At 34.8% G+C, this 14,255-nt stretch carries 16 protein-coding genes and 1 pseudogene; 1 reads left to right on the top strand and 16 read right to left on the bottom strand.

Annotated features, from left to right (window positions below; genetic code table 11):
* Positions 1-337 precede the first annotated feature (337 nt).
* The 16 genes and pseudogenes from ACQ4QH_RS04495 to ACQ4QH_RS04420 all read right to left on the bottom strand — a co-directional run.
* Complete coding sequence (locus ACQ4QH_RS04495) at positions 338-961, bottom strand: TIR domain-containing protein (RefSeq protein WP_439819423.1); 624 nt, start codon at positions 959-961, stop codon at positions 338-340.
* Positions 961-1,743, bottom strand: coding sequence for a hypothetical protein (locus ACQ4QH_RS04490; protein WP_439819422.1), 783 nt, complete (start codon positions 1,741-1,743; stop codon positions 961-963). Before ACQ4QH_RS04490 ends, ACQ4QH_RS04495 begins: the two co-directional genes overlap by 1 nt.
* 566 nt (positions 1,744-2,309) lie before the next feature.
* Positions 2,310-3,593, bottom strand: a complete 1,284-nt coding sequence (locus tag ACQ4QH_RS04485) for an IS1380 family transposase (RefSeq protein WP_131470631.1) — start codon at positions 3,591-3,593, stop codon at positions 2,310-2,312.
* 119 nt (positions 3,594-3,712) lie between these two features.
* Positions 3,713-4,252, bottom strand: coding sequence for a hypothetical protein (locus ACQ4QH_RS04480; RefSeq protein ID WP_439819421.1), 540 nt, complete (start codon positions 4,250-4,252; stop codon positions 3,713-3,715).
* Positions 4,253-4,841: 589 nt separating this feature from the next.
* Positions 4,842-6,293, bottom strand: a complete 1,452-nt coding sequence (mobP2, locus tag ACQ4QH_RS04475) for a MobP2 family relaxase (protein ID WP_439819420.1) — start codon at positions 6,291-6,293, stop codon at positions 4,842-4,844.
* 1 nt (position 6,294) lies between these two features.
* Positions 6,295-6,633: a hypothetical protein gene (locus ACQ4QH_RS04470; protein WP_439819419.1), complete on the bottom strand. Its 339-nt coding sequence runs from the start codon at positions 6,631-6,633 to the stop codon at positions 6,295-6,297.
* Entirely contained in the window at positions 6,626-7,306 is a 681-nt protein-coding gene (locus ACQ4QH_RS04465; RefSeq protein WP_439819418.1) for a hypothetical protein, read from the bottom strand. Before ACQ4QH_RS04465 ends, ACQ4QH_RS04470 begins: the two co-directional genes overlap by 8 nt.
* Entirely contained in the window at positions 7,306-8,094 is a 789-nt protein-coding gene (locus ACQ4QH_RS04460; protein ID WP_439819417.1) for a DNA/RNA non-specific endonuclease, read from the bottom strand. The genes ACQ4QH_RS04465 and ACQ4QH_RS04460 overlap by 1 nt, the downstream gene beginning before the upstream one ends.
* Before the next feature lie 10 nt (positions 8,095-8,104).
* The gene (locus ACQ4QH_RS04455; protein WP_439819416.1) at positions 8,105-8,416 is read right to left on the bottom strand and encodes a hypothetical protein; all 312 of its coding nucleotides are present in this window, start codon (positions 8,414-8,416) and stop codon (positions 8,105-8,107) included.
* A gap of 309 nt (positions 8,417-8,725) precedes the next feature.
* Positions 8,726-9,742 (bottom strand): hypothetical protein, encoded by a 1,017-nt coding sequence (locus ACQ4QH_RS04450; RefSeq protein ID WP_288573373.1) that lies wholly within the window; start codon positions 9,740-9,742, stop codon positions 8,726-8,728.
* Between the two features lie 9 nt (positions 9,743-9,751).
* Positions 9,752-10,171, bottom strand: a complete 420-nt coding sequence (locus ACQ4QH_RS04445; protein ID WP_439819415.1) for a single-stranded DNA-binding protein — start codon at positions 10,169-10,171, stop codon at positions 9,752-9,754.
* A gap of 20 nt (positions 10,172-10,191) precedes the next feature.
* A complete protein-coding gene (locus ACQ4QH_RS04440) occupies positions 10,192-10,512 on the bottom strand; it encodes a hypothetical protein (RefSeq protein WP_259705378.1) in 321 nt (106 codons plus the stop codon).
* 13 nt (positions 10,513-10,525) lie between these two features.
* Positions 10,526-10,753, bottom strand: a complete 228-nt coding sequence (locus tag ACQ4QH_RS04435) for a hypothetical protein (protein ID WP_259705379.1) — start codon at positions 10,751-10,753, stop codon at positions 10,526-10,528.
* Positions 10,743-10,928 carry a hypothetical protein gene (locus tag ACQ4QH_RS04430; RefSeq protein WP_288573377.1) on the bottom strand — a complete coding sequence of 62 codons (186 nt, stop codon included), beginning with the start codon at positions 10,926-10,928 and terminating at the stop codon, positions 10,743-10,745. The genes ACQ4QH_RS04435 and ACQ4QH_RS04430 overlap by 11 nt, the downstream gene beginning before the upstream one ends.
* Before the next feature lie 840 nt (positions 10,929-11,768).
* Positions 11,769-12,005, bottom strand: coding sequence for a helix-turn-helix domain-containing protein (locus ACQ4QH_RS04425; RefSeq protein ID WP_259705381.1), 237 nt, complete (start codon positions 12,003-12,005; stop codon positions 11,769-11,771).
* A 546-nt stretch (positions 12,006-12,551) separates the two neighbouring features.
* A pseudogene (locus ACQ4QH_RS04420) lies at positions 12,552-13,441 on the bottom strand (IS30 family transposase); the annotation flags it as partial.
* 338 nt (positions 13,442-13,779) lie between these two features.
* Between ACQ4QH_RS04420 and ACQ4QH_RS04415 the strand changes: the two are divergent.
* The gene (locus ACQ4QH_RS04415; RefSeq protein ID WP_439819414.1) at positions 13,780-14,244 is read left to right on the top strand and encodes a GNAT family N-acetyltransferase; all 465 of its coding nucleotides are present in this window, start codon (positions 13,780-13,782) and stop codon (positions 14,242-14,244) included.
* Positions 14,245-14,255: the final 11 nt, after the last annotated feature.

Genomic DNA, 14,255 nt, shown 5'->3' with positions numbered 1-14,255 from the left:
AAAAATAAATTGATGTTCAGATTTGAGAAAGCATGTACCATTTTGATGCCCTTACTCTCTGATTCATTACTATAATCCCTCATGAATTGACTTAAATTAATTACGTACTTAACGTTAATCTTCAGCCTGTTATACAGCTAGACTTATTATTTTTGTTCATAAACTCGTAAAATGAATATCTATTTGTATTTTTATTTAAATTAGCTACAATATTTAATAAGACGAACACATGTTTGCCATTTTAAATCAACTGACACTTGAAATTTCTTTAAAACGAAGCAAAATATTACTCATTCATTTAAATTTTTAAATTTTCTAATATTTCCATCAATAATTATCAACCATGAGTATTATTGATTGTTTGTACATCAGAATCGTTTGTCTTCTTTATATCAAACACTTTATTTCTTTTTTCAAATGCTTCGTCCACATATTTTTCAACATTTTCAAAAAAATTAGAGTATCTATAAATACCACAATATGCTTCAGAATCACTATAATGTGGAAAAGCAGATTTGTTGTTTTCAAGGATTGCGTTATTCTTTCTAATCAAGAAAGGGACCTTTTCATAAAACAAAGAAGTTCGTCTTCTTAATGTTATGCCACAATTGCATCCGGGTACACTACATAAATCTTTGTCATAGATACGATCATACAAATCATCTCTAACTACACCTATCAACCCAACAGGACTTTGTCCCCACAACCCAGCCTGTATTTCAGAATTGACAAAAGGACGGTCAGCTGTTTGTTCACCTATCAAAACCACTATTACAGAGGAATCTTTAATAAAATCTTCTCTTAATTTTCTCATTATTGTTTCTTCTGACAAAGATGGGTCAATATCACCATCTGAAACGGATTTATCAATAAAATATTCCCCCATATTTGCATGGTCTATAAGTTCATCTTTTAAATCTTGTTCTCCTGAATGGTGATAACTAATAAATGTTTTATGCATTATTCTTCCCCCCAAATAAATTCGTTAATTTTAAGCATATTTTTAATTTTTTCTTCTGACATATAATTATTTAGATTCTTGATATCTTGTAATAATTCATCATATCTATAATATTGTTTCTGAACTTGTTCTATAGTAGTGTTATGTGCTCTTTTACCTTTATTAGAAGCTATACATTCATCATCAGAAATAACTTTATCATACCAACGTCTATAATCATTTTGGTGTTTTGTAAGGAACTTGTTTAATTCTTTTAAAATATTAACAGAAGTTTTGTACAAATCACTATTTTTTTCATAATCCAATAATTCTAAATTACTTCGTATAAAATTATAAACATCGTAGTAAGCATTTAAAACCTCATAAATATTATCTCTTTTTTCGTTAAAACTAAAAAGTGATCTTTTAGAAGAAACATATGTTCCAACAGTTTTAACATAAATTTCACTAGATTTATCGAAAAGAACATTAATGCCACCAATATTAAACTTATCTATTCTTAAAGTATATTTTTTGTCTAAAAATCCAATTGAAGCCCCCAAAAATGCTAACACAGCAAGTATTAAAATAATTATTTCCAACAATTCTTTAAAATTAGTAACATATTTTTTTACCGTAGTGCTGTCAAAAACTTTAAAAGATCCTAAAAGATATACAAAAATAACTAATGCCAGTAGCAATAGAATGACAGTACACAATTGACTAGATGATTTTAATTTTTTTTGTCTGTATCCAATTGCGATTAACAGTATGATAAATAAAGTTATTAATACGATTGTCATAAGTTTTCCCCATTTTATTATTTTTTTAAGATATACTTATTGCATTTTAATTAGCTATTAAATTTACTAATGCAATCAGTTTAGTGCTTATCTTTTTATCAACTTTGTCATTAATTATGTATCTAATTAAGCATCTTCAAAATTGATTTAGACTCTGACAAAAAGTGAAATCGTCTAAAAATTTGTTTGTTTTATCAGCACTCAATAAGTAATTAGTAAAGAACATTGTCTTAGTCTTATTCGATGAAATATTTTGATAAAAATAACCTACTTCCCAAGCACACCATTGCCTTACATTTTGGTTTCCTCTAATCCTTAGTTCACTATGTAAAGATCTTAAAAATAAAAAATCATCTGAATTAGACAATTCTTTACTTAAACCCGGATTATTCATGCACTAAATTTTTAACCACAGCTAAATCAGTAAAATACGATAAATCACCTTGAAACTGCCGGTACCCTGGCACAGTTTCAGGGTGTTTTTTTGATTGAGCGTTTTTTGAGAAAAATGGGCATACTAAAACCAGCCAGATTTTGCTATTTTTTTGAAAATATAATTCGTTGTTTTATTGCCACAAAGCATTTAGTCGTTCCCAAGCTCGCCAGAACAGACCATCGAATTGTTCTTGGTTGCGGCTATCTAACGTCAAGATCACCTTGCGGGCGTGCTTAGTGACACGTCCACCGATTTTTAACAAACGGTCTCGAAAGGTGTTGATTGTCCACGATTGTTGCTGGTCGTCCAACGCAATACTCTTCATCAACCGCATCAAGTTTGATGCAATCACTGAGATCCACATGCGCGCTTTGTTGGCGAAAAATGAACTGCTATCAGTTTTGCCGAAGGCAAATCCACCTTTAAGCTCGCGAATAATATCTTCAATCGCCGCACGCTTGCGGTAAACACGGACGATGTCTTTTTGTGGAAGACTTAGGTTAGTGACGATGAACTGTGTACCGCCATGTTCATCATTTAAAACGATAACACGACGTGCTTTGTCCCATGAGGCGGCTTGATACTCAAATTCATCGGTCGTCAACTGACCTTCAATCATCAAAAGATTGTCGAAATTAACATATCGTCCATCAAGTGCCATACGCTTCAATCGAGGATTTGACTTCAATCGGATGGTATAAAAAATATTGTTGCCTTCTAATGTTTCCATCAAGTCTGGCGTGGCGAAGCCACTGTCACCACGCAAAATAATTGTCTGATGTTGAGCGGATAGACTAGTTGACAGATACCCTTGCACAAATTCAGTTGCACCATTACCGGTATAGGTATTGCCACTTCGCAACGATACCTGACGCACGGTTCCAGTTAAAGCATCGGTCATGATAAGCGGATGGTAACCGACGTTCAAGTAGTGATAATTAAAACCAATTTTTTCTTGATGACCAAAGGTCTCAAAGTAGGTTGAATCCAAATCTAGCACCAGTTCAGTGTTGGCTGATCTTTCATCAATTAAAGAGACAATACGACGATTTAATTCTTGTAGCTCATCAATGTCTTCGTTCGTGAGATGTGATAGAAATCTGGAAATAGTTGGTTGAGATGCCATGTTTTGCGCATAAACAAGTCGATGTTCGATATCTTGGGTCAAGTAATCTGCAACGTCGTCGTTGCGATAACCTTCGATAACTTGAATGAGCATTTGCAATAATAATTCTACCTTAGCATAGCGTGGACTTTTGCGATTATCGTTGAATTCAACGTTATTAAAGAGCCTGGAAACTACAGGTGAATTCAGAAACATACTAAGCAGCACGTTGCCACCATCCGAGGTAATTGGTGCCCCATTGTCTGAAACTGCAACTAAAGGGTTGCTAGGTAATACTTTTTGAGTCATAATTTTAGACGCTCCAATTTTTGAGTATTTGGTTTGTTTTTCACTAACAAAATATCATAAAAAAGAGCTCCTATGGTTTTCACCCAACGGGTGAAAGCGCAAAACCCGTTGAAACGGTATTAACTTGCTGTTTCAGCGGGTCTTTGTTTGTCTTGATGAATAATCCGGGTTAAAAATTTTTTTATAACAATTCCATTTGCATGAGCAGGATTTTTCATCCAATCAACAAATAACATTATATTCTCCTTATCGTAAAAGAAAACAACTAATGCCAACGTATAAAAATAATCATCATGAGCATAAGATAAAAAAACTTGTTTATTAGTTTGTTTATTATCAATTACTTTAAATACATTTCTCCCTAATTGTGTTATTAACTTTTTATACTTTTTTTCGATAGATTTATTAAAAAAATTCAATACTTTATATAAATTATCCTTATTATCCCTTGAGTTTATAGTCCCAACATCTTCAAAAGATGAGTTATTTTCATTCTGATTAAACAAATATAATTCTTTTGCCTTACTTAGGTCATTTTCCCTTAACTTTTTTGAGCTATCTTTTTCTAAATCATCAATCAATGAAGACAATGGAGATAATTTATCATAATTTGCAAAGCCTATATTAGTACTCTCCAAAAAATTCTTGAGTTCATTCAAAATTTCAATAAACTCTATTAGCTCCTTTTTTAAATCATCATCTTCTTTTTCAAAAAAATTTGTTTATTTTGTTCTAAAAAACTTATAAAAGTATCTAATACATTACTATAGTGTAATCGTGCCATTTCAGTCCCTTTCTCACGTAACAATAATCGTAGAATAATATTTAAAAACTCGAACTATTCTAATTTATTATTTTATTATAATACTAATTATTTAGTCATGTATTTATCTTTGTTGTTCTAAACCATAATAATTATATAATTTTATCTTTTCAAATTGTCAAATCAAGTGGAGAAATTATAATATTTTCTCGGCGCCATTTATTGAAGTGCTTTATTATAGATTTAATTTCAACTGTATATTTCAATGCTTAGTATAAAATTCAAGAAACTAAATTAGCGTGCTACAATATAAATTTACAGAGATAGTTTGATAACTCCTTACATAAGACTCTAGTCAACAGCAGAATTTTCTTTCTAATCAAAAATTGACCACTGCTTTTTATCATGTAAAATTTAGTTCAACGTTAAAAATGTTGTTATTCTGTCACAAAATAGAACAACAACATTTTATTTTCATCTAATGTTTAAATATGTCGTGAAAGTGATTCATCACTAACGTTTTGTACCATAGAACTATCCATATCATGCATCATACGGTGCATCTGTTGTAGTTCTTGTCGGCTTTGTTTGGTCATTCGTTTAGAAATCCTATTAAGTTTACCAACTGGTGCCAACGTTTTTTGGTGAACCATTGGTCTTTTTATGTCCTTTTGGTGTTCATTATCAATCCCATTGGCATGACGAATCTTTTCAAAATTACCGTGTTGATCTTTTTGAAATGGTTGATCAGTTGCACTTTTCCTCTGTTGGTCATTAGGATCGTCTTTAAAATTTTCATTGAATTGACGATAAATTCCGTTAGCTAATTCCTTACGCAGTCGGTTATCTTGTTTTTCTGACCACTTTAACTGCCCTTTATGTTGGTGACCATGTGTTTCCTTCATCATGCCGTCCATTTTTTGTGCTGTTGCTTGAAAAGCTTGATAATCATCTTTTAATTCATGTGTTAGCATCTTATCAATTAATTGATTCATTTGCCGATTAGCTGGTGCCATCCGGCTAGCGTCATCAGTTACTAAACTTTCAGTATTGCCAACCTTCCAACGTCCCCGTAAATCTTTTGGTAATACCTCAAAAATTTTCTGCAGGTCGGCCGTGTAATGGTGCGTTTCATCTAGCCTAGATAACGTATCATTTTTAATGCTGCTACGGTAATTACCCACCGCCTCATAGATATCAGCGCGTTTAATTTTAGTAGCGTCTGATTCTAGCTCGTAGCGAAATTTACTCTCTGCTTGTTTCTTAGCATTAAAGTCAATCACCCCTTTGGGTTCACCAGACTTATGCAACATACTTGGCCGTGTTTCTTTAGATTCTTTAACATACCAAATGTGCATGTTTAAGTGATCCGTATCTTGATGGACAGCGCCAAACCAAATAACATCATCTGGACTTTCACCTAACGGCTGCGGCCCACCTTTATCAAATAAATTTTGTACAATATGCTGTTCCGCACGCTTTAATCGGTCTTGGTCTAATTGCTTAGTTTCTGGATCGTATAAGCCATTTTCAACTAACCAATCACCACGCATTGAAAAAGCCATTTCATGTAAGATATTACCATTTTTCTGTGCGGTATTTAAACGATCTTCTAGACGATCCATCTGCTCATCAGTCATGTTCAATGTCTGCCCATCAAATAGTGGGTGTTCGTCCCCCGTTGCCGAAAAACGAGAACTGTACCCAAAACTATCATTAGCGGTTAAGTTCATTTCCGCATCGGTAACATCCACCAGTGACTGATTATTTTCATCCATGACTTTAGAACTTTTTGCCGCATATGTCCGCACTAAATTACCAAATTGTTTACCCTCTTTATTTGCTTGTGATGCCGTTGTAAAATGCGTGGGTAATAATACGGCACCGGTCTTTTTTTCGCCAGTTGCAAAATTAGCAAAGCCCCCTGTTTTTGCCATCTTATTTCACCCCCTGCTCCTTGCAATACGTATCCAAAGCTTCTTTAATTTCTGATAAATTATTAAAGTCACTTTCTGGGAAACGTTTCATCGCACGTGCAATATATTTATGATCAGACTGCCGTAAAATACGTGAACAAGCACGGTTACTTTGGTTAAATTGATTAATTAATATATGTGAAAATTGTGCCACCCAATAATACTTTTGTTGATATTTTTTATCCTTGTCTGATTCGATAATGTCATCAGTATCGTTAAAAGCCTTTTCTTCTGGATGCAACCAATCTTCTTCATGTAACTTTTCCAACGCTGCTTGTAAATCAAATGATGTTTTAGTCATGTTTAAACTCCAATCCTTCATTACTACGACGTTTTTGTTTATGAGCTAGATCCTGCTTACGACGTTCTTGATAAGCAGCAAAGTCTTTCGCATACTGACTAGAATCGTCTAACTCTGATCGAATATCTGTTTGTATAACATCATCAAGTTGTCGAGCCGGGCCAAATGACGTGACATTTTCTAAATACTCCATCGCTGCTGTAAATGAAACAATTTCCTTTAAGTCCTTCATCTGATAATTAATTTCATTCAGCATTGGATCGACATCATTTATTTCGTCCATTGCTTTCAATAAGTCACCGTACGATAGATTATTATTCTTTGGATTTAGAATGACTTGATTAACAAAAAAAGTAAAGGCAAAGCGATACATGCCCGCATTATTTTCACCACTTACCCCGACCTCTGGATGCTGCGATAACCAAGTAGACATTGCATTGCGATACCACACTTCCTGACGGCTAGTTTTAATAGCAATCTGTCTTTTTAATAACTTTTCATCAGTAGGATCGTAATCTAAAATTTGCGAAACATTGATAATGCCATGGACTTCATCTGCTACTTGTTGGTCTAAATCTTCATCTGAATAGTTTTTAAATTTCTTTTTTAAATACTTTAATCGATTCTGATTTTTACGCTTTAATTTTTGTCGAAATTCACTTAATGTTTGCATTATTTATTCTCCCCATTTTTCTGTAAAGCAGTTCCAGTATAATAATTAATCTGCCAGCCCGGTTGACTGTTAAATACATACACATGAAACTTGATACTATCATCACCAATTGACTGAGCTTGCATTTCTACACCACGTGGGACACGTTCCACATTTCGATACAACGGTGTTACTTGATAACGAACAAAATGTTTAGATGATTGTTTTAAATAATCAGAAACTGCATTCTCGTAATCTTCCATTGACTGTTGTTGATCATATTGATGAGTCGCATTAAATGCCATCGTTCCAGTAACTAAATTGCGGGCATCGTTATTTAAACCAGATAACTGATAACCAATTAAATGTGACCGATTATAAAGATAGTTTTCCTGTCCGGCCTGGTTAAATTTATAAACATGATAGCCAGGCGTTTTAACTGTTAATTGTTTCCTTTTTTCGGTTGGCATTCGCGTTTTATCTAACATGGCATTGGCTTGTTTTGGCCGACCTAACCAATCTCGTCGTGATAGGTCTAACCAACCGCCTTTTTGTGTTTCTAATTCACTTTGTTTAAAGTTGGGTTGGTTATTTGCAACTGGAATTGTTTGTTGGTTCGTGTAATCTTTTGCAGCTAAGTCATTAGATTGATTATCAATATTTTTAGCAACAGGTGCAGCACTGGATTCTCCAACTCGATTAAAGACTTTATCTAAAATCGCATCACGTTTTATAAAAATAAGCAGTGCCAAAATAATCACGAAAATGATACTAAATCGACGAATCCAACGATGATGAAAACTATACATGCTGACCTCCCTATCTGCCGTAAGAATCGTCGTACATATACTGGATCATTCGATTAATTGAATCGTTTAATGTCATTAAATCTTTTGAAATGGCATGTTGTGATTCAGTCGTTGCATGAGTCAACGTATTTAACTGTTTAGTAACATCCTGCAATGGCTCTAATAAAATCTCAGTAGCATTTGCTTGTTCTAAGTTCTGCGCAAAGTTATCTATGATAATTTGTAAAAGTGCATTACGTGAAACGTTATTGCGCTCTGATTCATCGTTTAACACTTTAATTGTATGTTCAGATAACCCTTCTACTTGAATAATATTTGCCATAAACTATACCTCCGCTCCAATGCGCATATTAGAATTGTTTTCCAAGACAAAATAATAAATAAAATAAATCAATAATAATTAACAGGTTAAGGGGGAATCCCAGGACGTTGTTCTGGAGTCCCGCTGTGCGGGGATTCATAAACCTTGGAAACATTGTCATTGGCTACCCTAGTGGTAACCCCTCGGATGTCCTAAAGCTACCCCCATAGCTACACCTTTGGTAACCCTCTGTCTACCCTAGTGATACCCCCCTGATTTAGGTAAAAATATTGCGGAATTGTCATTTTTATTAGTCAATTCCGCAAGCTTTTATTCAGATAACTTGGGGACATTTAACTGTCCATTTTGTTGCTTAGTTTTTTGTTTTTCTAATTGTTGAATCTTATTTCTTTCGTCTGAAATATCTTCTTTGGCATTAGAAATATCTTTCTTAAAATCTGTTATTTTCGACTCATACGTTTCAATTGATTCACTCGCTTGATCTTGTTCATCATCCGTCATATCTTTCATTTGTACATGGATTGATTTAACATTTTCTTCCTGTTCATCAATAGCTGTTTGCCACTTTTTAATTGCTGCCTTATCTTTCTTAATGTGTCGCTGTTGTTCTTGAATGTTGTCACTCGTTTGTGCGATTACTAACTGCTTCTTACTCTTTAAATCGAGCTTGTTATTCAGGTGCAATTGATCATCGTTATTAACAATCACCGTTGCTAATTGATCACTTGATTGGGTCTTTTTAACTGAGCTATCACTCTCATTAGTTGCAATATTTATGTCCGCAGTATCAACAGTTTTATCCTCAAACATGACCCGAACATCCTGGAAATTTGTCTTTAATTTTTCAAACTGAACAACCATTGTATTCGCTGACGTTGGGATAATATGATACTCAGATTGGCCTGATTGAATATAACGATCACCTGCAAATGAAAGCTTGTAGCGTTTCATGTTAATACCTGATAAAGTTGATTCATTGTTATTACCAGTAAACTTAAAATGTAGCTCAAGTAACCCCGAATCTTCATTAAAACTTTTCTCTGTCAGCTGTACATTTGCCCCTTGATTTCCGAATGCCATTTCCTGATTAAGCTTAGTTGAAACGGTACCTGATGGACGCGGCATGATCATTGAATAAGCAATGATTGCAACACCAATTCCAAGTAAACCAAGCAACCTAATTGTCACTGATTTTCGCTGTTGATCATACCGATTATATTTGTGGTTACCACGCCATACTCGCCAGTTATACCAAGTTCTACTCCACCATCCAGCCCCTTCTTTCAAGTGTGGCTTTTCGCTATACTTCACTTTGACATGTTGCATTAAAGCCTCCTACCTAATCTCTAAATCTTCATCTGTTAAACCATTTAGTCCTTGCAAAGTCGACTCATATTCATCAACAATACCGTCATTTTTAGCAATCTCTTTTTCAGATTGTTTCGTCGTCCACGGCATGAATGACGTGACCACATTAGTTGCCCGATATTGTGATTGCCCCTCTGTCGTTTCATACATTTCACTCCGTATATTGAACTGTACTTCGATTGGCGCACCCTTTTTATTTGCATATTGATAAAGCATCTCAGCAGTCTTACCAAATGCCACATAATAAATAAAATCCGTACGAGCTTTTTTACTTAAATAACGCTGCACTGCTAAACCAAAACGTACCATTTTAATATCTTTTTTTTCACCAACTGTTTGTAGTTCAAAATCTTTTACAAGTCGACCAACATGAATATTTGTTTGCATAACTTACCCCTTCTTTCTTCCTACTTATTAAAAAGATGTTCTAAATCATCGCAACCACCTTGCAACTTTTCTATTAGAAACTGTTCCAAATTTTGTGATGTTTTTGTTACCTCAACTAAGCAATCTTTATACGAAATCTGTTCATTAACTGCTGCATCTTCAATAACAAATAATTGACCATCTTTTGCTACCATTACTTGTCCCACAAGTATCTCATCTTTATCTAGTACGCTGACAAAATGCCCCACACCAACTAAGCCATCACTTTGCAAACATCTAGCAAAATAAATATTGGTTTCAGGTTCGTCAACAAACAACGGTAATTCCATTTGTTCCCACATAAACTACCCCCGTTTATTCAACTGGACGTACTAACTGACCAAATGATGCACCAGTTTGTGTCATCTTTTGTTGGACTTGATTTAATGTTTGACTATCAATTCGATAGATCCAGACTGCTTGCTTTTGAATAATTGTTTGCCCTCTTTGAGACAAAATCAATCGATTAAGTTCTGCCATTGAATTAGCTACTATTAATATACGTTGACGCCCTAGATCAACTGCAATGTATTTAAAATCCATCCTCGTTACCTCCCTGGCTCTGCTGCACTAACCCACTTAATACAGCCCCCTTCTGCCATTTCATGAAAGTACGTTGCCATAAACCAATTAGCAACCACTTACTCCACAAAATACCTACTAATTTTTCACATCTCTTACTTACTCTTTGACTTAATATAAAATCATTTGCTAACATCCTTGTGCTCCTCTCTAGCTACTCACTTTAACGACAAAGCTTTCATTATTCGGTGAAGCATTTCATGTTATCTACCGGTGCTTAACTCATCAAAACAACGCGTAGCGTTAGTTAGGAGAGTTCGCCCTTAAAGCGAGCTATCCCAACAAAACACTAACCTCGATCAGAGTGATCCAAATCACTGTTTTGTCGTCCAATTACAAGAATTGGCACACGTTTAAAGCCAGCACTGCCCAGCCACAATCACAACATCATTTCGAGTGAAACGGTCGAATTATGAACTAAGCACCGTGAATCAATTATGATTGCCGTGTGACGCCATTTTCAGTACGTCCACCCTGACCTTTTTGTGCATTTACATGGTTGTCACCACCAGTGAATATCATTACTTCACATTACTTTAAACGCCCGCTACGTCGTTCTCAGGCACCCTTCTGGCGACGTGTGAGCGATGCGAACTCCAACCGCCCATACAGGATTACGACGTCGCATTGTGTAACTGCTTCGGGGCTAATGTTGGTGTAATAAAAAACGCTAATACACCCCCTCTGCGGACATTAGTAACGGCATTCCCAAACGCTTATGGCCACAAGATATGGCTTAGGCCATATCTTCACAAGTAACACAAAAGATGCTATACTGATAGACGTATGGTTTAGTCAAAAAGAGCGCACTAAAACCAACTACATTTTTATCGTTTTTTACAAAAATGCAATTTGTACTATCTGTTCCAAACGGTATGCCAGTACCATTATCAACAGAGGGTATTTTATTTAAATTTGGAAGATCAATAGCTTTTGATAACATCCTACATTTTGGTCGATGTGATGTTATCTTAGGTTATTGATCTTTTTGTATATCGCTAAAGTATTTATCAAATACTTGACCACCTGTCATATGAAACACTGCCCCAACTCGTTGCAGATTTCTTAATTCAGGAACTGCGCCTTGTTCAATTCGTTGCACGGCTGGTACGGTCATGTTAGCCGCTTTAGCAGCTGCTCTCATCGAATATTGATTTTCTCGTCGCCACTCTCGAAATGCCTTAGCTAACGTCTTTTCATCAACATAGCTCATCGGCAAACCTCCTTTCTATAAGTATTGTACTCGATACGTTCAGCCCAAAAAATAAACCGAACACATCGGCATCGAGACATATAAAAAAGCCCCTATGATTTAACAAGGGACTTTGCTGTCAGTTATGTAGAAGCATTAACTGCTCCACTTTTTTCACTGGCAGCAAGATTACAAACCCTGTAATATCAAGGGTTCCATGTCTCTTGTTGCCTTAAATATAAACGTAATGCTTCAAATAACTGTCAAGTATTTGATGCAACATTATTTTTATTGCCATTTTTTGCATATACTGTAAACGTTATCGCACCAGCTTTACTGGCATTTTTTTACATTTTTATAAAAAATCATTTTAGCAAAAATTTTTGTCTTTATTGACATTTTCAGCTTTAATTAACGCTTTATAACTTTTGAACACAATCTAGGTACTGTACTGTTTTTAATTTAGACTAGCATTTCAAGGCACAACAAAACGCACCTCATCAAATAAAATTTTAACCAGGTGTTCCTTGACTTTTTTCGATTGATCAAACTGATGTACTACTGTTATTAGCTAGCCTTTAACTGATTGTCACGCTGGGCACGTTGCCGTAGACGCCTAGTTGCTCGTTTAAACAGATATTGTGGTGATTTTTGTTGTTTATAGGTATGCGTTAACGGTTTGCTATTGATTTCTTTAACAACTTGATCGATATGCCGTTGACTAATATCACTAAACCGCGTACCTTTAGGAAAATACCATTTGGCACGGAGATTACGATTAGTGCGCTCATTGGTACCACGTTCATATGGTGCACAACTATTGGCGATGTATAAATCACCTAAGTATTGCAGAATATACTTGGATACCAAACCATTTACAAATTCTTTACCATTATCACATGTGATTGATTTCACATAAACACCAAACTGACCTTTAAATTGCATGATTACTTTCAAAATATCAAGCGTTCGCTTAGATTTAGCTTTCAAAGCAACTTGAAAGCGTGTTTTTCGTTCAACAAACGTGACTAATAATGAATCATTAGCCGAACCTTCCACCCCGTCCATCTCCCAATGTCCAAATTCTTTGCGGTAATTGACCTTTGCTGGGCGTTCATTAATACTCTGTCGCTTGCCAATATAGTGAATGGTCTCTTCAGGTTGTTTTACGGGTTTGAAGTGATGTTTCTTACGACTAAATCGTTTATGTAGATGGACTTTATGCCCTCTCAGCTGTCGATTAATATTGCGTTGAAAACGTTTCCCATGCATTGGTAAATATCATCACTTGAGACACCCGGAACTTGATTATGATTAATCCAAGTGTAGATGACTGTTGTATTGGAAAATAAACGTCGATGCTTTGCGACCACTTGCCCTGGAGTAAAATGATGTTCATGAATTTCCTGTTGAATAATTTGGCGTTTGTATTGCGTTAATGATGAAGGCCGCCCTGCACGAATAGCTTTTTTAGTACCCTACATTATCACAACAATTATGGAGTTGTAGTTCCCATGTAACCTGAAGCGGCATTTGACTTTTTTGAGTTCTTCTTAATTAACTTTTGTAATTTCAATAATTTGCTCATAATATAGAGCCCCTATAATTTAATTCTGAGAAGAACTTCTTCTTAAGTTACATTTAACATTACTATTGATTACAGAAAAGTAAAAAACAAACTAGAGAAAGATTACAAAACAAGTTTATTTTGGTGGAGAAAATAATACAATTAAATGAAACAAAGTCAAGAGGGTTGATTTGTAGTAATAGCCCCTCTAACATTAAAGGAGTTTTTATGAAATTAATTCAATATTCTGAACCATACGCACAACAAATAGCTAACTATGTTCTGAAAAACGATTATTATTCTAGACATCCTCAAACTGCAATAAAACTGGCTAAAAAAAGTAAAGACAGTTTCCCAGTGCTTTCATTCAGTAATGACACCTTAGTCAGTTTCTTTACTTTAGACACTGGGACAGAAAAAGCTAATTATACAAAACAAGAAAACACAATTTTACTTAAAAGTTTCTCAACAGATTCAAGGTACACTGGTAGAGGCTTTGCGTCTAAAACACTGAATGCACTTCCTCATTTTATGAAAAAAACTTTTCCAAAAATCAAATCAGTTACTTTAGGCGTTAATCAAAACAACCTTCCTGCCATCAATTTATATAAAAAATGTGGCTTTCAAGATACTGGGAAAAAATATTTAGGCGAAAAAGGCTACCAATTGATATTTGTATTGCCATTAAAATAATTACTCATTAA

It is taken from the genome of Weissella paramesenteroides, from assembly GCF_051903945.1.
Taxonomy (GTDB): Bacteria; Bacillota; Bacilli; order Lactobacillales; family Lactobacillaceae; genus Weissella; species Weissella paramesenteroides_A.
This window is presented reverse-complemented; position numbering and strand designations above follow the sequence as displayed.